Origin of the sequence: Chitinophaga pendula (assembly GCF_020386615.1) — a bacterium.
Classification (GTDB): domain Bacteria; phylum Bacteroidota; class Bacteroidia; order Chitinophagales; family Chitinophagaceae; genus Chitinophaga; species Chitinophaga pendula.
This window is the reverse complement of sequence record NZ_CP077769.1, coordinates 1,825,097-1,846,636: the sequence shown is the minus strand read 5'-3', so window position 1 is coordinate 1,846,636 and position 21,540 is coordinate 1,825,097. Positions and strand designations below refer to the sequence as shown.

The 21,540-nt window shown below is 51.2% G+C and carries 12 protein-coding genes; 2 read left to right on the top strand and 10 right to left on the bottom strand.

Annotation, left to right across the window (positions count from 1 at the left end):
• The first annotated feature begins 40 nt into the window (after nt 1-40).
• Nucleotides 41-2,500: an ABC transporter permease gene (locus KTO58_RS07135; RefSeq protein WP_095840042.1), complete on the top strand. Its 2,460-nt coding sequence runs from the start codon at nt 41-43 to the stop codon at nt 2,498-2,500.
• 186 nt (nt 2,501-2,686) lie between these two features.
• Here KTO58_RS07135 and KTO58_RS07130 read toward each other — a convergent pair whose 3' ends face one another.
• From KTO58_RS07130 to KTO58_RS07115, 4 genes are all read right to left on the bottom strand, one after another.
• Nucleotides 2,687-5,053 carry a GAF domain-containing protein gene (locus KTO58_RS07130; protein ID WP_095840043.1) on the bottom strand — a complete coding sequence of 789 codons (2,367 nt, stop codon included), beginning with the start codon at nt 5,051-5,053 and terminating at the stop codon, nt 2,687-2,689.
• Nucleotides 5,054-5,210: 157 nt separating this feature from the next.
• Entirely contained in the window at nt 5,211-6,161 is a 951-nt protein-coding gene (locus tag KTO58_RS07125; protein ID WP_095840044.1) for a polysaccharide deacetylase family protein, read from the bottom strand.
• 19 nt (nt 6,162-6,180) lie between these two features.
• Nucleotides 6,181-6,582: a DoxX family protein gene (locus KTO58_RS07120; RefSeq protein WP_095840045.1), complete on the bottom strand. Its 402-nt coding sequence runs from the start codon at nt 6,580-6,582 to the stop codon at nt 6,181-6,183.
• 199 nt (nt 6,583-6,781) lie between these two features.
• Complete coding sequence (locus tag KTO58_RS07115; RefSeq protein WP_095840046.1) at nt 6,782-7,981, bottom strand: hypothetical protein; 1,200 nt, start codon at nt 7,979-7,981, stop codon at nt 6,782-6,784.
• Between the two features lie 166 nt (nt 7,982-8,147).
• On the opposite strand from KTO58_RS07115, the gene KTO58_RS07110 reads away from it, so the two are divergent.
• Nucleotides 8,148-8,984, top strand: coding sequence for a helix-turn-helix domain-containing protein (locus KTO58_RS07110; protein ID WP_095840047.1), 837 nt, complete (start codon nt 8,148-8,150; stop codon nt 8,982-8,984).
• 69 nt (nt 8,985-9,053) lie between these two features.
• Here the strand turns inward: KTO58_RS07110 and KTO58_RS07105 are convergent, their stop codons facing one another.
• From KTO58_RS07105 to KTO58_RS07080, 6 genes are all read right to left on the bottom strand, one after another.
• Complete coding sequence (locus KTO58_RS07105) at nt 9,054-11,138, bottom strand: beta-L-arabinofuranosidase domain-containing protein (protein ID WP_225860106.1); 2,085 nt, start codon at nt 11,136-11,138, stop codon at nt 9,054-9,056.
• Nucleotides 11,139-11,222: 84 nt separating this feature from the next.
• On the bottom strand, nt 11,223-13,670 hold the full coding sequence (locus tag KTO58_RS07100; protein ID WP_095840048.1) for a glutaminase family protein: 2,448 nt from the start codon (nt 13,668-13,670) through the stop codon (nt 11,223-11,225).
• 20 nt (nt 13,671-13,690) lie between these two features.
• The gene (locus KTO58_RS07095; RefSeq protein WP_095840049.1) at nt 13,691-15,538 is read right to left on the bottom strand and encodes a glycoside hydrolase family 2 protein; all 1,848 of its coding nucleotides are present in this window, start codon (nt 15,536-15,538) and stop codon (nt 13,691-13,693) included.
• A 50-nt stretch (nt 15,539-15,588) separates the two neighbouring features.
• Nucleotides 15,589-16,296, bottom strand: a complete 708-nt coding sequence (locus KTO58_RS07090) for a DUF3823 domain-containing protein (RefSeq protein ID WP_225860105.1) — start codon at nt 16,294-16,296, stop codon at nt 15,589-15,591.
• 11 nt (nt 16,297-16,307) lie between these two features.
• Nucleotides 16,308-18,194 (bottom strand): RagB/SusD family nutrient uptake outer membrane protein, encoded by a 1,887-nt coding sequence (locus KTO58_RS07085; RefSeq protein ID WP_095841668.1) that lies wholly within the window; start codon nt 18,192-18,194, stop codon nt 16,308-16,310.
• Between the two features lie 9 nt (nt 18,195-18,203).
• Nucleotides 18,204-21,401 (bottom strand): SusC/RagA family TonB-linked outer membrane protein, encoded by a 3,198-nt coding sequence (locus KTO58_RS07080; protein ID WP_095840050.1) that lies wholly within the window; start codon nt 21,399-21,401, stop codon nt 18,204-18,206.
• Nucleotides 21,402-21,540: the final 139 nt, after the last annotated feature.

Sequence of the window (21,540 nt, the reverse complement as noted above, 5' to 3'; positions counted from 1 at the left end):
TGCGAACAAACGAGACAGGTGCTTTATCCGTTCTACTGCTATGGCAGCGCTTATCCGGATATGGCAGCATTCTTGCATCCGCTGGCATTACAACCAAAATATCATCATGCTGATCAACTACCTGAAAATTGCCTGGCGTAATCTCCGTAAGGACAGTTTTTATACTGTCATTAATGTGTTGGGGTTGGCATTGGCTACGGCAGCCTTCCTTTTCCTGATAGATTTCGTACAATTTGAGTACAGCTATGAGGATTTTCATCCGAAGGCGAAGGACATTTACCGGGTGACGATGGACCGTTACAAGGACGGGGAGTATGTGGTGACGGATTGTGAGACGAACTTTCCGTTGGCGGCAATTATGAAGAAGCGGTTACCGGAGGTGATGGAGACGGTGCGTTTGCAGACGATGGAGGAGTTCTCTACGGTGAATTATGGTAATCAATCGTATATCGTGGATAAGGTGTATGCTGCTGATCCGACGGTATTTACCATGTTCAATTTCCCATTTGTGGAGGGGGTATCGGCGCATGCGCTGGATGCGCCTATGCAGGTGGTGCTGACGGCGTCGCTGGCGCGGCGTTTGTTCGGGGATTCGCCGGCGAAGGGTAAGACGATCAAGGCGCTGCAGTTATTGCTAACGGTGACGGGTGTGATCAAGGATGTGCCACCGAATACGCATCTGAAATTCGATATGCTGGTATCTTTCCCTACCTTATCGAGTATGGGATGGAAGATGGACAATTGGCAGGGTAATAACAATTTCACTTATGTGCAGTTGGCGCCCGGGGCGGACTTGGCGGTGGTGAACCGCAAGTTGTTACCTATTTCCAAAGAGTTTATTCAAAACAACCGTTTTACGGCGGAGCCTATCAAGGATATTCATTTATATTCTCACAAGACGTTCGAGCCGGAGATCAACGGGGATGCGAAGAGTGTGCGGTTTATGCTGATGATCGCGGTGTTGGTGTTGCTGATCGGGTCTGTCAACTATGTGAACCTGAGCACTGCCCGAGCCAGTAACCGGGTGAAGGAGATCGGCATGCGGCGGGTGCTGGGTTCTTCGCGGTCGTTGCTGATCAGGCAGCTGATGGTGGAGACGATACTGGTGAACTTATTGGCGATGTGTCTGGCATTGATGATCGTGCAGTTACTGACGCCTGCTTATGTTCAGCTGATCGGGAAACCTATTGTTTTGCAGCTCTTCAGTTCCCGGACGTTCTGGGGTATCTGTGCTGCTATTTTCGTGTTCAATTGTTTGCTGTCGGGTTTGTATCCGGCGATCTCGTTGTCGGGGACGAAGGCGATCACGGTGATGCAGCGTACGAGTACCGGTACTTCGCAGGGTAACCTGTTGCGGCGTATGCTGGTGGTGGGGCAGTTTGCTGCTGCTTTGCTGGTGCTGTCAGCATCGCTGATCGTGTATCGTCAATTATCTTTTATGCGTGGGCAGGACCTGGGCCTGAATCCGTCGCAGGTGTTGGTCGTTAAAAATGCAATTACGGGGATGCCAGATTCGACGGTGAATCTGCAGAACAAAACGTTGCGGGAGTCGTTGTCGCGGTTGCCGCATGTAACGCAGGTGGCGATGTCCGGTTCGTTACCCGGAGTGAGCCTGCATGAGCTGGCGACCATGTCCGGGATATCGAGGTATGGCAGTAAAAGTAATGAAGGGCTAACGTTTTACCTGTATGGGATTGATGCGCATTTCATTCCGAATATGCAAATGAAGATGGCGGCGGGGGATAATTTCCGGGAGGGATACCCTTATGAGAACCAGGTAATCATCAGCCGGCAGGCGGCCAAGATACTCGGTTTTGCGTCGCCGGAGGCGGCTGTAGGTCAGAAATTAAGTTTACAGATCAGCAAGCTGGATCATACGGTGATTACCGGGGTGGTGGATGACTACCATCAGCGGTCGTTGAAAGAGTCGATCTTACCGATGATACACTGGTATTATAATGGAGGGGCTTATTATACGATTCGGGTAGATACGAAGGATGTGCAGCAGACGATTACAGCGGTGAAGCAGGTCTGGGATGCGCAGTATCCCGGGTATCCTTTTGAGTATCATTTTATGGATGAGTTGTTTGATCAGCAGTATAAGTCGGACCAGCAGTTTGGCCAGATCGTGAAGGTATTTTCTCTTTTCACGCTGTTCATTACCTGCCTGGGTATATTGGGGCTGACGGCATATAATGTGACGCGGCGTACGAAGGAGATCGGCATCCGGAAGGTATTGGGAGCTTCTTCAGCCAGTATTGTGCGATTGTTGTCCCAAGATATGGTGAGGCTGGTATTGATTGCTATCGTGGTGGGTACTCCCCTATCCTGGTATATGATGAGCCAGTGGCTGGAGGACTTTGCTTATCATATAGAGATACAATGGTGGATGTTTGTGCTGGCCGGTCTGATGACGGTGTTGATTGCGTTGTTGACGGTGAGTTTTCAATCGGTGCGGGCAGCGTTGACGAACCCGGTTCGTTCTTTACGAAGTGAGTAGTGCTGGTCATCCGTAATGATAAAGCCGGTAGTCCTTTCGGGACTACCGGCTTTATTTATTACCAGGTTAATTGTCTTTATTTGGTTTTTGCCTGTCGCAGGAGATCGAGGGTATGTTGTACGGATTGGTTACCGCTCTTGCATTTTTTGCAACCTGTCTGGGCAAAGAGGGAAGTGCTGCCTGCTGCTAGCAGGTACCAGGTGAGGAGTAGATGACGCTGACGCGGAGTGCTTTAAGGCCGCTGAGTCCTTGTAGTTCTTCGAGTTCGAGTTCTTCCAGTTCATTTGACAATGCGTTTGTTTCCTGCAGGTAGGCGATGAACGGGCGGTATTCTGCGACATCGCGTTCGCCGGAGTAGATGAGTGCGATCTTACCCGGTTGGGTAAGGCGTTCGGTGGTGCCTTTGATATGTACTTTATCGATCCTTTTTTTGATCATCTGGTAGCGGATATTGTAGGCGCCTTCTACGTCGAACTTGCGTTCATCGCGGCGGAAGCTGATATCAATGGTATGGTTGTGTATGAATATGAGCTGTGTGGTTTCGAGCGGGCGGGCCATCTCGGAGATGAGTGCATGGGTGAGCCGGGTGACGGCCACCATGGATGACAGTTGCCAGAGGCGGATATTTTTCAGGTGGAGGGGGTTGAAAGGTTTATCCGGTGAGATAGACTGTCCGATGTAGGCATCGTATTCGACGCCATCGGTGCGGAACTTTTCGAAGTAGCACGGATAAGCTCTTTGCAGTTGTTCTTTTTCGTTTTCGAAGTAGTTATTGACGGTGGTGTTGATGAGCTGCATGGATACTTCGAGGGCATGGCGGTGATGGTGGATGGGTCCATCGGGCGCCTGGAGCATGCCCAGGAACTTATCGACTATGGGTGTTGCTTTGGGGTCTTGTTCGCGGACGTAGTGAAGATATTGGCAGCTTTCTTCCGCCAGGAAGTTGTTGAGGGTATTTTCGGCCAGGCTGCCCAGTTCTGCTTTCTGGAGTGTCTGTTGCCATTTGCTGCAGTTGAACCTCATTTCCTGCATGAGGGAGGACGGGTCGTAGGGTTGTAGCTCGGCCAGGGTATCGCTGAGTATCTGGAGGTGGTTTTCCAGGTCGGCTTTGATGGCCATGTTACGTTCTACGGTGGAGTTGCGGATGTCGACGGCGCCATAGATGGGGTATACTTCTTTGAAGTCGATACGTTCGGATACCAGGGGGCGGTGTTTTTTCCGTGCGTGGAGGTAGTGCCAGGCTACTTCATTGAATTTCCACTGTACGGAAGGTTGTATGGAGGTAAAATGTTCTTTGATGATATTTTCCAGTTCGAGATTGAATTCGTCGATATAGATCTGCAGCAGTTGTCCGATGGGTGAGATGGCTGGTTCGAGTAGGGCAATGATCTTCTCGTCGAAGGTCTGGTCTTTCCAGGTATGCATACAGAGTACGCCTACGGGGTTATGGTTATAGAATAGCGGTAATAGTGCCAGTGAGCGTACGCCAGCGTTGCGGAATCCGTCGAGATACTTCATTTTGATTTCCACACGGCCATTGATATCCGGGGAGAAGAAGGATTTCGGGTTGGCGCAATATGCTTCTGCTACTTCGCTGAATTGTTCGGGGGTGAGTGTTTGTTCGCCCCAAACGGAGAAGAGGATGCCGTTGCCGCCTTTTACGTAGCCGTATACCGGTTTACCATTGACCCTTACGAAGGGAAAGAGGTCGAATTCTATGCGATCGTTTTTTACAAGTGTTTTAAGGGAGCGGATGACGCTGTTATAGCTTTCTTCTTCATTGCCGGGGGTACGTGTAAGCCGGACATTTTTGATATTGTCGACGGATTGTTCGGCGGTGACATCGCAGACATTAAGGACGGCGAAGCCCCGGAAGCGGAAAAGGTGCAGGGGAAGTATTTCTTCCAGCAGGTCGTAGCCGGAGGCTTCGACGACGCGGCCCTGCAGTTCGCTGAAGTTCAGCTCAGGCAGGGATCCTTTGGCGGTGACTTCGAGGTAGTCGGTATCCATGGAGACGCTATAATAGCGGAGCAGCCCGGTTTCTGCATGTGTCCAGGCATGGTGCAGTTGAGCTTGTGCGGGTATCTGGAAGTTATAAAGTCTTTTTAGTATGAGCGAATAGATAAAATGGAGGCGCTCGCGGTGGTGGTCTTCCGGTGTTTTTTCGACGACGTAGGTCTGGGATTTGTCTTCCAAGCGGAGGGTGAGCATGTTGTACATGGCTTCTGTACCGTAGAATACGATGGGCTGTAAAGGCACTGCGAGGCCCCAAGCGATCTCTTCTTCTCCGGTGAGGGCAGGAGAGACACAGGCGTAGATGTATTCCATGAGCAGTCCGTAGTCGCCGAGTTTATCCATGGGGATATCTGTGTCGGGTGTGATCCCACACATTTCGAACTGTTCGATGATGGTACGGTAGAAACTTGCTTTGACGGTCTTTTCTACTGCGATGCGATTTTGAAGATGGCGCAGAAAGGGACCGAAGGAGACGGCGGCGTCTACGTCGAGTGACATGGCCTTAGTGGCCGAAACATCCAGAATGGTATTAATCATATCGTCTTATGCTGCAAAGCTGCAAAATATGTACCTAAAAGTTACACAAATATGTTGATACGGCCATATTTTCCAATGAGTTAGCAGCACGGAGAAGACCGCTACCGGTATTAGGCGGGGCAGCGATCTTCTTCAGGGATGTGACACAGTAAGTATGTTATTCGCGGATGGTGTTTTTATCTTCCAGTGCCATGCGGGCGATTTCGTCTTTGCGGCGGAAGCTGACGCCGGGGTGTTGCTGTATATATTTGAGCAGGTCGGCGGTAGCTTTTACCATTTGGGGGGTGCCTCCGATGCGGTCGTGGAAGCTGATGGACATCATTCTGCGGCGGTTGGCGGCTTCATCATACAACTGATCAAATTCCATTTTCACCTGTTCGAGGAACTGGTTGGCGGAGAAGTTTTGTCCGGAGATGAGTACGATGTCGTTACAGCGGAGGGTATATGGAACGACAGCGAAGTCGTGGTTGTTGACTTTGATGATAAAGGGTTCGTCTCTGCTGATGTCGTCGATATGGTAGGTGAATCCCAGTTCCTGAAGGATGCGGAGGGTATTTTCGCCCCGGCGGAGCCAGTTGGCGTTGTATCCGACGGTGGTGGCGCCGGTGACTTTTTTGACGGCCTCTACCCCATCGCGGATGAATTTTTTCTCTTCTTCATATGGCAGGGCGTATTGGCTGGACCAGTCGCGGCCATGTGCGGCTGCTTCATGGCCACGTTGTACGATCTCTTTGGCGAGGGAGGGATTTTTGAGGACGGCGCTACCAACCATGTGGGAGGTAACTTTAATGCCAGCTTTGTCCCAGTTGTCGAGCATGCGGGGGATGCCTTCTTTGTAGCCGTAGGCGTACCAGGTTTCTGCCGGCAGGTCGGGGAAGCCTTTGGCCATGTTTTGCGGGAAGGGGCTTTCGGCGTGCGGTGGTTGTCCGCCGGCTTCGAACTGCATGGAGACGCTAACGATGAGGCGGGAGCCATCGGCCCATTTGGAGGGGGCCTGTGAGCGGGATTGCGATTGTGTCGTATTGGCTATCATCTGTCCTGGTTGTATCATACCGGCTACTCCTAGCAGGCCGGCGGTTTTCAGAAAGTCTTTTCTAGTGGTCTTCATTGCTATTATTTTGACAGGCTTATTTAGCGATCAGTTTATCTATCGCGAACGTGTTGTAAGTAGACACGTAGTTGAGCAGGACGGTGAAAAAGGCTGTATGTATGAGTTGTGGCGTGATGATATCCCAATTTTCTATCATACAGGAGCCGAATATGAGGGAGACCATGAGGGCGGCGCCTATGATGAGGGCGGCTTTGGTCCAGAGGCCCAGGATAAGCATTCCGCCGATGGCAAATTCGACTATTGGCACCACATAGCTGAAGGGGGTAACCAATGCTTTGGGTATTATGGAATGTTCAAAGGTACCGACCATCCATTCGCTGAACTTATTCAGTTTAGGCAGACGTACGAGGCCGTGTCCGAACATGCTGGCACCTATAGCGAGGCGGGCCAGCAGGAAAGCGATTGTATTGTTAACCATCTTAATAGGCGTTTTGTTATTGCAAAGATCGGTTGTATGGGGCGGGAGGACTTGTATACAAATGGGAATCTTCTGTACTATTACAAGATACGGAAAAGACGGGCAACGGGTATAGGAAAGCTATAGGAATGCTACAGGAGAGGTGGACCTGAGATATAGTTGCTGTCCCTCCGGGGTTTGTTTCCGGAGGGACAGTTATTTATTTTTTCCGGGACAGTTGTGCTTTAAGTTCCTGGTTTTCTTTTTTCAGGGATTCGAACATGCTGCGGTATTCTTTCTGTTGGTCGATGAGGTAGAGGGTCAGTTCTTCTATCTTTTGCAACAGTTTTTTGTTCATATCGCCGACGTCGATGCCTTGTTCCTGTACTTCTTTTTCGGAAGGTATTTCGGGGAGGTGCTGGTGGGTGGCGATGAACTTAGCGACGGAGTCGAGGCTTGGCAGCTGATAGCCTGGTTTGAAGACGAAGTCGGCCCAGGGGGTTTGCTGTACTTTGATGCGGCGGGCACCGAGGGTACCTTCTACAGCCAGTTTGAAGGAGCCGGGGGTACTGGTACCGATGCCGACGTTCCCATTTTCGCAGATGCGCATGGCTTCGAGCAGATTGGCGGTGGCACCGGGAGTGGTTCCTACGGGGGCAGTATAGAAAGCAAAGTCGCTTTTGGTATTATGCTCACCGACCTTGAAGAGGTTGGCCGGGCCGGCGGCCAGGTATTTCCAACCGTTATCCCAGTAGAGGTTATTTGAGATATCGGCGTAATAACCAGGAAAGCCATGTAGCACCAGTCCATTATTCTGAAATAGGTTAAATGTCTTGACAATGCCTCCGAAATCTGCGCCGAATTTGTAGACAGCACCACCCTGCGCAGGCACATAAGGGTCCAGTGCTGTTTTGTAGGTGTGGTCTTTAAAGCCGGTATCGCCTATTTGTTCTTTGAAGGGCAAGGCATTTTGTACGCCGTCATATACGACGGGTGTTGCTCCATATTGTGATTTGCAGGAATATGGGAGATTGCCGCCCCTTAACCAGATGATGACGTTATGGCTGCCATTGTAACCTGTTGCGTCGTACCAACCGGCGACCAGTGGTCTGAACTGTGAAAAGTACTGTTTGATATCGGCATCAATGAACTCAGATCCGTTTCCCCAGCGGGTGGTGTGTATTCTGAACTTAGCTATCAAAGAGCCTTGCCAAGACATAGCAGGTACATCTACGTGTACGTTGGACCGACCGATCTCTAATTCTGTGGCTACATTCTCCGGCCATCCTTTGTCCTGAAATATTACCGGATAAAATTTGTCCGGGTCACCTTTTACGATGATGGTCTCGCTGACCTGTGCATAGGTAACCCTAGTGGACACCAGCAGTAGTGCTACTGCTATGAATAGACTTTTTTTCATTGGTATAACAGATTATTGGAACAATAAACGAGTAAACTGTTGAAGGTTTTCTGCTACAGTCACATCAAACAATGATTCTTTTAACTTATCCAGGCAAAGAAAGGGTATTACACTGACATTGTATCTGCGTACAAACTATTATTCGGTTAAATTGTAAGTTTGTGACATGTTAACAGAGCATCTTTATCAGCCCTTTGAGGCAGGGTATCAGGAGTTAGAGGAGGGGGTGATTGCTCCGCACAAGCATCATTTTATTGAAATGGTGTTTGTATTGACGGGGACGGGTGTGCAATGTCTTAACCAGCATAAGTTACCTTATGCGCCGGATAAGTTGTTCCTATTGATGCCGCAGGATTGTCATTCTTTTGAGATACATAGTCATACGCGGCTGGCCTTCATTCGTTTCAACAATATCTACCTGGAGCGGTTGCGTCCGGAGTGGCATCAGCAAATGGAATATATTTTCCAGCATAATAATCATCTGCCGGGATGTGTGCTGAAGAATGTGACGGACAAGCCGGTAGTGCGTGCATTACTGGAGGCGTTGATACGGGAGCTGGCCTGTTCGCAGCGTAGTGAGGCGGTGGTGGAGCAGTTGATCAATACGGTACTGACATTGGTGGCCCGTAATATACAAGCGAAGATGTTGCTGGCGAATAATGTGGTGAATGGCCAGGAAACGGCCGTTGATATTTTGCATTATATCCATACGCATATTTATGATCCGGAGTTGTTAAAGGCGGAGCAGATAGCCCGTCATTGTAATATTTCGCCTAATTACCTGAGTGAATACTTCAAGCGAAAGCACGGGGATAGTTTACAGCAGTACATTATGGGGTATAAGTTAAAGCTGGTGGAGACGCGGTTGCAATACAGCAATATGCGTATCGGGGAGATTGCGGCGGAGTTGGGATTTACGGATGAGAGTCACCTGAACCGGGCTTTCAAGAAGTACAAGGGTAGTAGCCCCAGTGCTTTCCGAAAGGCCAATGTGACAATATAAAATTATCCCTTATTAAAAACTTATTGAAAACGGGCACGTCTTCCTTATGGAGGGCGTGCCCGTTTTTATTTATCGTACAACGGGGAAAGCGACGATCCTTACTTTGGTACAGCCGATGGGAACGAGGGTAATGTTTGTTACCGTTGGTTCAGTGGGTCCTCTGTATAGTCCTTCTCTGGAGCTGACGGGTACGGGGGCCAGTTCCTGTGATCCTGCAGTCAGTTGCCAGCGGGTGATCTGTTTTGCCGGTACTTTTATTTCGAGGGGTGCGTGGGCGAGGTTCCAGATGAAGTCGTCTTTAACCGGTTGTGTTTGTGCGACGGTCATTTGTGTCTGGGGATCTGTTACTGCTTTTTGTAACAGGCCATAGTTCCAGGTGTCGTTGGTAGATACGCTGAAGTATTCGCCTTCCACTTCGTCTTGTTGTTTTTTCCAGTTCTCTTTCAGTTTCAGTGCATAAACGAGGGGGCCTCTTTCGACGGCGCGGGTATTGCGTCCCCATTCGGATACGGTGATGGTCATGGGGAGTTTGAGTTCGAGGCGATCGCCGTTGTGCCATTTGCGATTGATGGTGACCATGCGGCCGCCTTGTTCGCGTTGCAATTCTTTGCCATTGACAGATATGACGGCTTCTTTACACCAGGCGGGTATGCGTAGCTGCCAGGGGAATTCTACGGCATCGCGGGTCTGGAGGAGGAAGCGGATGTTATCATCGAAGGGGTAGTTGGTTTCTTCGCGGATGGTCACTGCTGTATTGCCGGCTCCTACCCTGCTTTTTACTTCGTTGGGGCTATAATGGAGGGCAGCCAGTCCGTGGTTAGGGGTAGCGTACCAGAGGTGGGATGTGAATTTGGTCCAGCCCTGGTGCATGTTGGCGAGGCAGCAGGTATAGCCGCTGCGCATGCCTAGTACGTTTGTCATTTCGCGTTCGAAGGGCAGGGAGAAGTCGAATACTCCTTTGGCGATGCGAAGCTGGTTGGCCATCTGGAAGTATTGTTTATTGTTATAGTCGTCGGTGGTCTGGCCGGGGAGTGCGTTGAAGGCCATGCGTTCGAGGGCATCCATGAAGCGGGTGTCGCCGGTGATGCCGATGATATTTTCCAATGAGAACATGGCTTCGACGGTGGCGCACAATTCGGTGCCTTGTTCGGGGGCGTTGCCATGGAGGTCTTCGTCGGCGGAGAACATGCCAAAGGGCAAGCCATGGAGGGACATCAGGTCACGGAAGCCGGTATATAGCGCTTTGAGATATAGCGAGTCGCTGGTGCGTTGGTATTGAACGGCGGGGTCTTTGAGGCCCATGCCGACGTTAACGCCATGGCGTGTCATCCAATTATCGTTGTCTTGGTAGGCGGCGGCGGTGATGACCCAATCGCGGCCGAGGAGTAGCTGGCTCCAGGGGATGGCTTGTTGCTGGAGGATGGCGGCCAGTTCGAGCAGTTCTTTCTGGCCAGTCTGGGTATAGAGCCACTGTGCGATGAGGGCGTTGTCCGCGCCGCGGGAGGAGGCCCAGTCTGTCCAACGGGATAGGGGGCATTGCCGGATGGTTTTGAGTTGGTATTGGAAGTAGCGGGTCATGAAGGGGATGACCCTTTTGTCGTTGGTGGCGGTATAATATTGCTGCAATACTTTGAGCATGATCATGCGCGGCCACCAGTCGTCTCCTGCTCCGCAGCTGTCGGCGGAGACCTGTTTACCGGTTTTGCGTTCCCAGGCGGTGAGGGGGCCGAAGTATCCGGAGGGGCGTTGATGGTCTAAGGTCCAGTCGATGTAGTGTTGTACTTTTTGTTTGAGGCGGGCATCGTCCAGCAGGTATGCGAGGGGGAGGGCGCCATCGAGCCAGTAGGGGGTTTCTTCCCAGCCATCGCCTTTACCACCTAACCAGCCGTTGTCGTTTTTGACTTTAGCGTATACTTCATCGAGGTGGCCGCTGGCACCTTCGTTCATGATCTGCAACTGATGCAGCAGCCACGCTTTAGGGCGTATGGCGCCCAGCGGTAGTGCGGTGTAGGCAGCTGGCGAGAGGGATGTCTGTGGGTCATTAGTTTTGAATGATTGTGCTTTAACGGAGGGCGGGAAGCCCACCGTTAAGGCACCGATAACGAGGATGAAAGGCCTAATATAAGCGAGTATCATATTTGCGGTAGTAGTCATTACGGTGATCGAATAAAGTTTTAAAAAAGGAGCCCGCTGTGAATACAGCAGGCGGTTTTAAACTTACATAAAGTGAAATCTACGCTACTTTTTAAACGCTGCTTCCAGCAGTTTAATGAAGTATCCTCCCACTACGCTTCTAGCCTGGAAGCCTACCATGTTACCGTTGGTAGTTTCGTGCCAGTCGCTGAGGGGTACCCGTGTGGTGGTCTCCGTAGCATATTTATATAGGGGATCGGTGAGTGCCAGGAAGTCCTGTTGATTGTTGGCCAGCACGGCGGTCCACATGATCCAGTCGGATTTGGTGTATGTGCGGCGGCTGTCGAGTGGCAGGCCGTAGGCCTGTTGTTTGCCCAGGTAGTACCTGATCTCTTTTTCGTAGACGGAGGCTGGGAATAGCTGGAGGCCTAGGAGTTTATCCCATACCATGTTGTATTTCTGGCTCCAGGAGCCTTTGTTTTCGAAGGTGAGGGAATAGTGGTCGCCATCATCTGCGAGCTGGATCCATTTGCGTACCATTTCTTTGGCCAATGTTTCGTATTTGGCAGCGGTGGTGTTGTCGCCCAGTTGTTTGGCGAGGCGGGCATATCCACCCAATGCTACGATGGCTTTTACGGAGAGGTTGGCATTGCGGGCGAGGTGGCCGGCGAAGTCGTCGGTGCAGAGTTGGTTAGCCGGGTCGAAGCCCTCTTTGGCCAGGTATTCTGCCCATACGGTGAGTGTTTTCCAGTGTTGTTTTGCGTAGGAAGCGTTGCCCTCTACTTTTGCGATGGCGGCGGTGAGGATGAGCATGTTACCACTTTCTTCTACCGGCATGTCTTCTCCGTATGTTTGTCCGTTGGCCAAGGGGTATGTACCCAGGTCGTGTGCAGCGAAAGGTTTGGTCCATTTTCCACTTTCGCTGTAGTAGAATATCCCGTTCATCATTCCTTTGAGCAAGGCGGGATTATACAGGAGGTATAGCGGAGCGGACGGATAGGTGATATCTACGGTGTTGATAGAGCCATTGCTGAAGTTCTCTTTGGAGAGGAAGAGTAGCTCGCCCTGCGGGCTTTTCACGAGTTTGTGCGCGGCGATGCTCTGACGGTAGGCTATTTCGCAGAGGCGGGCATATTTTTCTCCCCCCACTTTACGGGCGTTGTTAAACAGTTCTTCGTCGAAGGCATTACACTTTTTCAGGATAGCCTCCTGTTGTGTTGCTGCCAGTGCGAGTTGTTGTTCGATGGTACTCTTGCCATCGGCATTCCACCATGGGCGGAGGTTTTCGCCGAAGTACTGGATAGCGTATTCATCGTCGTATGCCAGCAGGAAGGTGGTACGTTTAGGCGTGTTAATGACAGCGCCGAGGGGTACCAGTGTATTTAGTGTGAGCTGGTTGCCGGTAAGGTTCTTGTTGGTACCACCCTCGAATACGGTGTGCTCATCGAGGTAGGGCGATACCCATTGTTTTGCGTTTTTATCTGCTTTGATACCTACGAACATGTGGCCCCAGTCTATGCGGAGGTCATCGCCTTTCTTTTTGAGGACTGGTTGTTCAACGGTACCAGCTTTGAGGATGGCGAGGCCTTTTGCGTTGTATTGGGAGGCGGTGACGGCTTGGTCGGGGGTATTTACGGCGATATCGGTGGAAGTGCCCAGGTAGAGTTCTGCCTGGTGGGATTTTCCATCTGCTGCTTTTACGTCGACGTTCACGTAGGTTACGGGTCTGGCGATGAGGTCGAGGTCTTTGAGCAGCAATGGTGAGGTGAACGTGAGTTCTACGCCCAGGCCGCCGCAGCGCAGTGCGTAGCGGGTTTGTGTGGCACGGAGGGAGGTGTTGATCTGTTCGGCGACGGCTACCTGTTGTGAGGCACCTTTATGTTCGAAGGTGGCGAGGCCGGCATCGAGCCAGGCGCCGCCGGCGGTATTCGCCACATGGATGGCCAATACCTGCGGGCCTGGTTTGGCGTGGGCCGCTATTACTTCGCTGATCGGGATGTACGCAAATTTATGGGTCCAACCTTTGAAGTTATAGATGCTTTGGCCATTAAGGTACACTTCTACGTTATCGTCGTGCCTGATCTTGAGGAAGAGGTCTTTAAGATCGTTCTGTTGTAAGGTGAAGCTACGTCTGATCCAGAGGTCTTTGCTATGCCAGGGTGTTTTTACCTGTGCGTCATCATCGCCGAAGGGTGCCTGTCCGCGTTTCCATTGCTGATCGTTGAATGCGGGTTGCATCCAGTCGCCGGCGGGTTGTGATTCCGTATAGGCGACATCGTAAGCGGCTTCGTTGGCGGTGGGCAGTATTGCTTTGTATTTAGGTACGTTGTTACCCAGGAAGCGATAGACTTTACCATCTACTTTGAGCAATCCGGTGAGGGATTGCGGGGATCCGCTCCAATGTTTGGTTGGTTCGGCGGTCAGCTTATCGGTGGTGGACCAGATGCTGAAGTACGGGTCGTGAGTGACCAGTGGGTAGGCAGGTGCGATCTGTTGTGCATCTGCGGTGAGTGCTGCTGCTGCGAGGGAGAGTAAAAGCACACTTTTTCTCATATCGATATTCTTTTAGGCGGTTATTGTGGTGTGATCTCTACCAGGCTTGCATTGTACAGCGGAGAGTGTATTGTTTTCAGGCTTTGTGCCGGCATTTTTATTTCTTTACGATCGTAGGTCATGATACCATTGATTTCGACTTCTACGTCGGTTGTCTGTGTGTAAACGGCTGCGGACAGGCCTTTCCGGATGAGGTGAGGCATGCGATCTATCAGCTCTTTGTATCTGTGGAGCAGTTCTTCTTTTGTTTTGAAGCGTTGGTATCCCCAGTTATCTTTTTCCTGCCAGGTGTGGCCTTGTACGGGGAGGCCGAGGCCGCCGAATTCGCCTAAAACGAGTATGCGGTTGGCGCCGAAGAGGGCGGGATCTGGCATGGAGGGATCGGGATAGTGGTGGAGGTCCACGATGTGACCGACAGGTTCGAAGTTACCACCGCTGGCGCTGTTGACCAGTCTGGAGGGATCTTGCTGCATGGTCCATTCGGTGATCTCGCGGGTTTTGAATTGGCCCCATGCTTCGTTGAAGGGTACCCATACGACGATGCAAGGGAAGTTGTAGAGGTCTTGCATGATCTCTTTCCACTCGGAGCGATAGGCTTGTTCGGAGGCAGCGGAGCGCTGCTGATCGGAAGCGAGGCCATATACGCCCGGGTTGGGTTCCCAGCGGTTACCGAGGTCACCGCTGGGCATGTCCTGCCATACGAGCATCCCCAGTTTATCACAATGGTAGTACCAGCGGGCTGGTTCTGTTTTAACATGTTTTCTGATCATGTTAAAGCCCATTGCTTTTGTCTGTTCTATATCAAACAGGAGTGCTGCGTCTGAAGGCGCAGTGTAGAGGCCATCGGGCCACCAACCCTGGTCCAGCGGACCATACTGAAATACGAATTTATCGTTGAGGAGCATACGTTGTATGCCCTGTTGATCTTTGCCCATGGATATTTTGCGCATGGCGAAGTATCCGGCTATCTGGTCTATTTTTTTGCCTTTACGCAGTAAGGTTGTTTTCAGGTCGTAGAGGAACGGATGTTCGGGAGACCACAGTTCGGGCTGTGGTATGTTGAGTACGGCGGTGGCGTTGGGTGCTACGCGTTGTTCTGCGATCTGCTGGCCATTTTTCGAAGCGGTGATCAGGAGTTCATCGCCTGGTTGTGCTGCGTTGACGGTGGTTTGTACGGTGAGTGTTCCTTTGTTGATATCCGGTGTCTGGCGGGTATCGCTGATATAGGCTTCGGGTACAGGTTCTAACCATACGGTTTGCCAGATACCGGTGACGGGGGTGTACCAGATGCCGTTAGGGCTTTTGACCTGTTTGCCGCGTGGTTGCGGGCCATCATCGCTGGGATCCCATACGCGTACGACGATGTCGGCTTTATTTTTCCCTTTGAGGGCTGCCGTGACATCGAAGCTGAAAGGATCATATCCTCCTTCGTGGGAGCCGGCAGGTTGTCCATTTACCCATACTTCGCAGCGCCAGTCTACTGCGCCGAAGTGCAGTAATACTTTTCCTTTACGCCAGGCGGCAGGTACAGATACGGTACGGTGGTACCATAATACGCTATCTTTTCCGACGGTGGTGCTTACTCCTGACAAAGCCGATTCTACCGCGAAGGGCACCACGATGTTACCGGAGTATGTATCCGGAGCGGTAGTGGATTCTTTGGGTGTGATCTTATACTGCCAGGTACCGTTGAGGTTGACCCAGTCGTTGCGGACCAGTTGCGGACGAGGGTAGTCCGGCAATGGGTGTTCTTTGTCCAGCTGGGCGCCCCAGGTGGTGCCGATGCGTGTGTTTGTGCCTGTCTGCGCGATGGCGGCTGTTGTGAGCAATGCCAGCGCTGTCGTGATGATCAATGGCTTCCTGTTCATTATCCGAGATTATTAGATTTACCTGTAATAAAAGAGTGATGAAACTGTCGCTATTGAAGCGACAGTTTCATCACCGGGGAGAAGATCCTGTCCTCCACTCCCACTATTTTAAGCCCGATGCGGGCGAATATATAGTTCTGTGCCGGTACGAGTGCCGGTATGTTTACGGATAGTTTGACGTTGTTCCTATTGGCGATATCTTTTCCATCGACTTCTGATTTGGCGATGTTGTCGACGCCGGACACGAATACGGTCTTATTGATATAGAGGCTTACCTGTTCTACTTCTCTGGCGGCGGCGCCGGTGATGATCTGTTCTATTTTAAACGTTGTATTGACTTGTGCATTACCAGTGGTGAATTGTGGCGATCTGATCATGAAGTAGGGTGTTACATCTATATCGATGGTTTTATTGCCCTGTACCTGTATGGTGACGGAGTCTGGTGCGCCGCTGGGTGTTTGTTTCCATTGGAAGGGTCCTTGTCCGTTGGGTATGATAAATTTGTAGGTTCCATCAAACAGTGATGCGGAGAAGGAGCCATCGGGGGCGAAAGTACTTTCCATAGCGCCTGTTTTACCAAAGCCGTATTGATACAATTGAAACGGTACCTGTCCATATTCTACGTCTATAGCGGTGCCCTGGTACACGATCCTGCCGGTCAGTTTGGAAGAGGGCGGTGAATAATTGTCTTTTTTACACGCCGTAATGGAAGTTAACACTATCAGGAGGAATGACCAGATATATTGTTGTTTCATCATCGGTTACTTTTTTATTGGTTAGGTTGGCGTACGATCTTAGGGTTATTAGCCCTGATGTTGTCATCGATGAAGGAGTAGTAGTTGCCCAGCTGGAATCGGTTGGCGCCTGTTACTGCCTGTGGCAGAACGATCTTATAGAGCCATTTGCCATTGTTGGGGCTGGCCGGGTTATACAGTTTGTATGCCCAGAGGCCATATGGTTGTGTGCTGCGTTTGGCGGCTTTTCCCAAGTTGGTCAACAGGTCGGAGGTGCTTAGTTTATTACCATCCCAGACGATGTGAGCGAGGCGCCAGCGTTTCATATCGTAGAAGATATGTCCTTCGAAGGCCAGTTCTACGCGGCGTTCGTGAACGATGCGATCGAAAGTGATATCGGCGGCGTTGAGTGGGTTGATGAGACCGGCTCTGGCGCGTACCTGGTTCATATAGCTGGCGGCTACGTCTTTTTGTCCCAGTTCGAATGCTGCTTCTGCGGCATTGAGCAGTACTTCAGCATAGCGATAGCGGATGAACGGCAGTTCGCTGTTAGTACCTCTTGATCCGGCGCCCGGGGCGGGATCAAGGTATTTACGCAGGTAGAAGCCGGTTTGGGCGGTGAATTCTTTTCCTGGCACAGGGCCATCGAAGCCAACGACTTGTACGTTGGTATTGGTACCCGGGAGTTTTTTCTGTGCGCCTCTGTCGTCGCCGGTGAGTATGCTACCATCTGCCAGTTGGTATCCGGCCCAGATGTCTACTGCTCTTTCGCGGAATATGCTACCTGGCAGCATGATGGTACCTGCAAGGCGGGCATCGCGGCCGGCGAAGATATCGATCTGTTGATTGTAGAAGACTGGTTGTCCGCCGCCATCGGTGATGGACAGGGGAGCGAAGGTATTATCCAGTTTTTCAAAAGCCAGCAGGAGGTTGAGTGAAGGGTTGATGCGACCTCCCTCCTCTTCTTCTGCGCCGTAACGGGGCTGGTTGACAACGGTGAAGTTGTGTACTTTACCACTTTTCAATTTGAAGTCTTCGACGAAGATGGATTCCGGGTTATTGGCTTTGTCAATGAATATGTTGGCGAAGTTTTCTGACAACTCATTTTTCTTCATGTAGAGGGCGTAGCTGCCTGCGTTGCCGTTGATGATTTCCCTGGCGGCGGTGAGTGCCTGGGTGTAATATCCATTGGCTTTGGCGGCGGGTATGCCTACTTCTTCGCCCGGAAGGCTTACTTGCGGGGTATTGACGCCATATCTGGCAATGGAGCCGGCATATAGTGCTGCTCTGGCTTCCATGGCCAGGGCGGCTGCTTTTGTCGCCCTGCTTTTCTGGTTGACATCGGCGGGCAGGTCGTTTTTGATCGCTTCTGCTTCTTTGATCACGAAGTCATATATCTCGGCTTCTTTGGAGCGCGGGTATTGCAGTTTACCCGGATCGCTGCCCAGTTCGTATACGAGTGACTGTAAGATGAGGGGGACGCCGCCCATGCGTTTGGCCATTTCGAAGTAATAAGCTGCCCGGAGGAAGCGGGCTTCTGCCAGGAAGCGCGTTTTCTGGACATCGGTGAGTGCTTTGGCGGCGGTGGCTCTTTCTATGAACAGATTGAGGTCGCGTACATAGCCATAGTCCCAGGTGCCCCAGGCGCCGAAGCCCCAGCTATTGCGTTGTACGATCTCTACACGGCCATTTTCGGAAGGGAAACTTTCGCTGAAGTCGGCGAAAGTGACCCAATCTTTCAAGGTAGAGATATCCAGTTGTCTGTTGTACAGATCGGCCAGTATGGAAAGTACCTGGTTAGGTTCTGAGAATGCCTGGTCGTTGTCGAGTATAGATCGGGGCTGCACATCCAGGAAAGCCCTGTCGTTGCAGGCGGTGGCGGTGATCAGCCCTATGCATATGAGTGATAATAACTTTTTCATCGTCATGATTTATAATGAGAGATGAATACCTACGTTGAACACTTTGTTCTGCGGGAACTGCAAACCATTTTCGTCATTTACTTCCGGGTCGATGCTGTATGGTTTGAGGTTGTCGAAGGAGAACAAGTTATACGCGTTGATATAGAAACGGGCGGCTTGCATACGGAGGCGTTTCCTTAGTTTTTCGGGCAAGGTGTATCCCAGCTCCAGGGTACGGGCACGCAGGTATGTTACGTTGTGTGCCCAGAAGGTGGAGTTGCGGGTATAGTTGCTATGCTTGCTCTGGTTGAACCTGTTGGCCGGATATTTACCAGGGACCCAGGGGCTGTTGAGATCGTACAGATCCTGGCGGTGCCAGCGGTCTTCGAAGATAGTGTTGAGGTTACCATCATTCTGGAATGCCCAACGCGTTTCGTAGTTCTGGAACCAAGTGTATCCGGATGCGCCGGAGAAGTCAGCGGTGAAGTCGAAGTTGCTATAGGACAGGCCGAAGGAAAAGCCGAAGTTGATATTAGGCTGTTTACCTACACCGTAGCCGATGGGCCGTTCGTCGTAGCCATCAATCTTACCATCGCCGTTCATGTCTTTATAGATCAGGTCTCCCGGCAGGAGTGTTTTATTGCCTTCTCCATCAATATTTACAGGATAGTTATTGATCTGATCTTGGGAGGTGAACTGGCCAATCACTTCGTATCCCCAGGTGATATTATCCAATCTGTTTTCGCGGGAGTTGCGGTACTGGTCCCAGGAGTTGAAGAAGCGGGGGCTGTAGGAGGAGAGGAATTTGGAACGGGAATAGCTGAAGTTCCCCCCCAGGTGGTAGCGTAGTTTTCCTGCTTCGCCATTGTATTGCAAAGCGATTTCCTGTCCATACTGGGCATCGCTGTTGATGTTTTCATCGGGCAGGTTATACCCTATTTCGATGGGTACGAGTACATCCAACTTGCGCCCTCTGAGGCCGGTACGTTTGCGATAGAAGTAGTCTACGGTACCGCTTAATCTTCCATTGAACATACTAAAGTCGATCCCTACATCGAACATTTTGCTGCGGAGCCAGGATATGTTGGTGATGGGTACGCCTCTATCTCTTGAGCCTACGATGGCTTTACCATCGAGAATGGCGACGCCCTGGTTGTAGCTGTATCCTTCGCGGTAGGCGTAGGCTGGCAGGTCAAGTTGTCTGCCATCATCGCCCAGTACGCCGTAGGAAGCTCTCAGTTTGAGATCGGACAATATGCTTTTATGACCGATGATATTGCGTAGCCATTTTTCTTCGGTGAGGCGCCATCCGGCGGATGCTGCGGGGAAGTAACCGACTCTTTTGTCGGGTGCGAAGAGATAGGATGCATCGCGGCGTGCGGATACTTCGAAGAAATATTTATCTGCGAAGCTGTAGGTAAAGCGGCCTATATATCCGATCCTGGCTTCTATGTCGTCGCTGTCGTCGTAGCTATCTGCGGTATTGAAGTATATCAAAGAGAGTACGTTGGCGCTGGGTACGGAGTGTATCCAGTTGCGCTGGCGTTGGTTTTTTATACGTTCGGCCACGAAGGTAGCGCCGATAGTATGGCTGCCGAAGGTACGGTTGTAGTTCAGCTGCCATTGTGTGGTGATGTTGATCTGTTTAACCTGTTCTCTTTCGCGCCAGGGGTTTGTACTACCCCCTGTCACTTTGTAGGAGTCATCATCCGGGTTGTAAGTGTAAGTGTTGTAAGTGTATTCGTGATTGTTAAACATCAGGTCGGCGAGGTAATAGGAATATACGCCGCTGATGGTGAGGCCGGTGATACCCGGCACCTGGTATTCTGCGGTAAAGTTGGACTGTAGTACGCGCCAGTCGCTTTTGAAACGGCCTGCATTTTTGTAGTTCAGGTATGCCCAGTTGGTCTCGTTATGTTTGATATCGTTGAGATAGTTTGGGTTGTCGTTTGCGTAGGGTCGTTCGAGTGGTGTGTTACGCATAACGGCGAACCTGGCGAGCCAGTAGTCGTCGGTGCCTGGTACACCCGGATTTTCTTTTGTTTCGATACGGCCATTGATGTTTACGCCTACTTTGATACGTTCGCCGATGCGGGCGGTAACGTTAGACTGAATGTTGGTACGGCCAAATTTGAATTCTCTGCCCAGCACGGAGTTTTGATCGAGTCTTGTACCGGAGAGGTAGTAGTTGATCTTCTCGGAGCCACCGGTAACGTTTACGTTGACGGAGGTGAGTGGGGCATTGGGCTGGATGATAAAGTCGCGCCAGTTGAAGCTTTGGTAGCCACGTTCGGTGCCTGCTTTATATTTTTCCAGTTCTGCCGGGGTGATGGTAGTACTACGACCCGGTCCGTTCATTTCTGCCTCTGCGCGGTAGCGCATATAGTCGTAGGAGTTATTGATGACATTTGGAAATCGGGACCAGTTCTGTATGCCGGTGTAGGCGTCGATATTGACGCGGTTGGCGCTGCCCAGTTTTCCTTTTTTGGTGGTGACTACGACTACGCCGTTGGCGGCACGGACGCCATAGATGGCGGCGGAGGCATCTTTGAGGACGGCGATGCTTTCGATGTCGTTGGGGGCGAGGTTATTGAACTGGCCTGCGTCCTGTTGGATACCATCGATGACGAAGAGGGGGTCTCCGAGGTTACGGATCTGGATGTTAGCACCGGCACCGGGGCGGCCGTCGGGCATACGGAATGTGACGCCCGGCATTTTTCCTGCGAGGGTAGCGCTGACGGTGGCGCCGCCGTGTACGCGCCCCAGGTCTTTTGCGGAGACGGACGAGATGGCACCGGTGAGTGATTCTTTACGACGGGCGCCATAGCCTACTACTACGACTTCGCCGATGTCTTTTTTGTCTTCCATGAGGAGTATCCGGATGACGGATCTTTGTCCGACGGTTACTTCCTGGGGCACGTAGCCGATGGAGGAGAACAGTAATGTGGACTGAGCACTGGTGACTTTGAGGGTGTAGGTGCCTTCGGCGTCGGTGCGGGTGGCATTTTTAGTGCCTTTTTCGAGAACGGTGACTTCTGCGACACCTTTGCCAGCGCTATCGCGTACGCTGCCTGTGACAGTGATCTTACTATTATCCTGAGAAAACGCGGAAAGGCTGGCGATGATCAGTAGGGAGAAGCATAAGGAAGCGGGTTTGCTGTTTCGCCAGCTATGCCATAGGACAGCAGACAGCGTACCCAAAAATGAGTGCCAAAACGTGGATTTCATACATTATGCGATTGTTGGTTGGAAAATGGACGTTACGTTATCGATTACATAGTATCTTCAAGTTTTAATTCCTACATTTAGATGATGATGCGAAGTAAGGGTTTGTTGAGGGAAAGGATTATTCCACGTGTTTCATAAT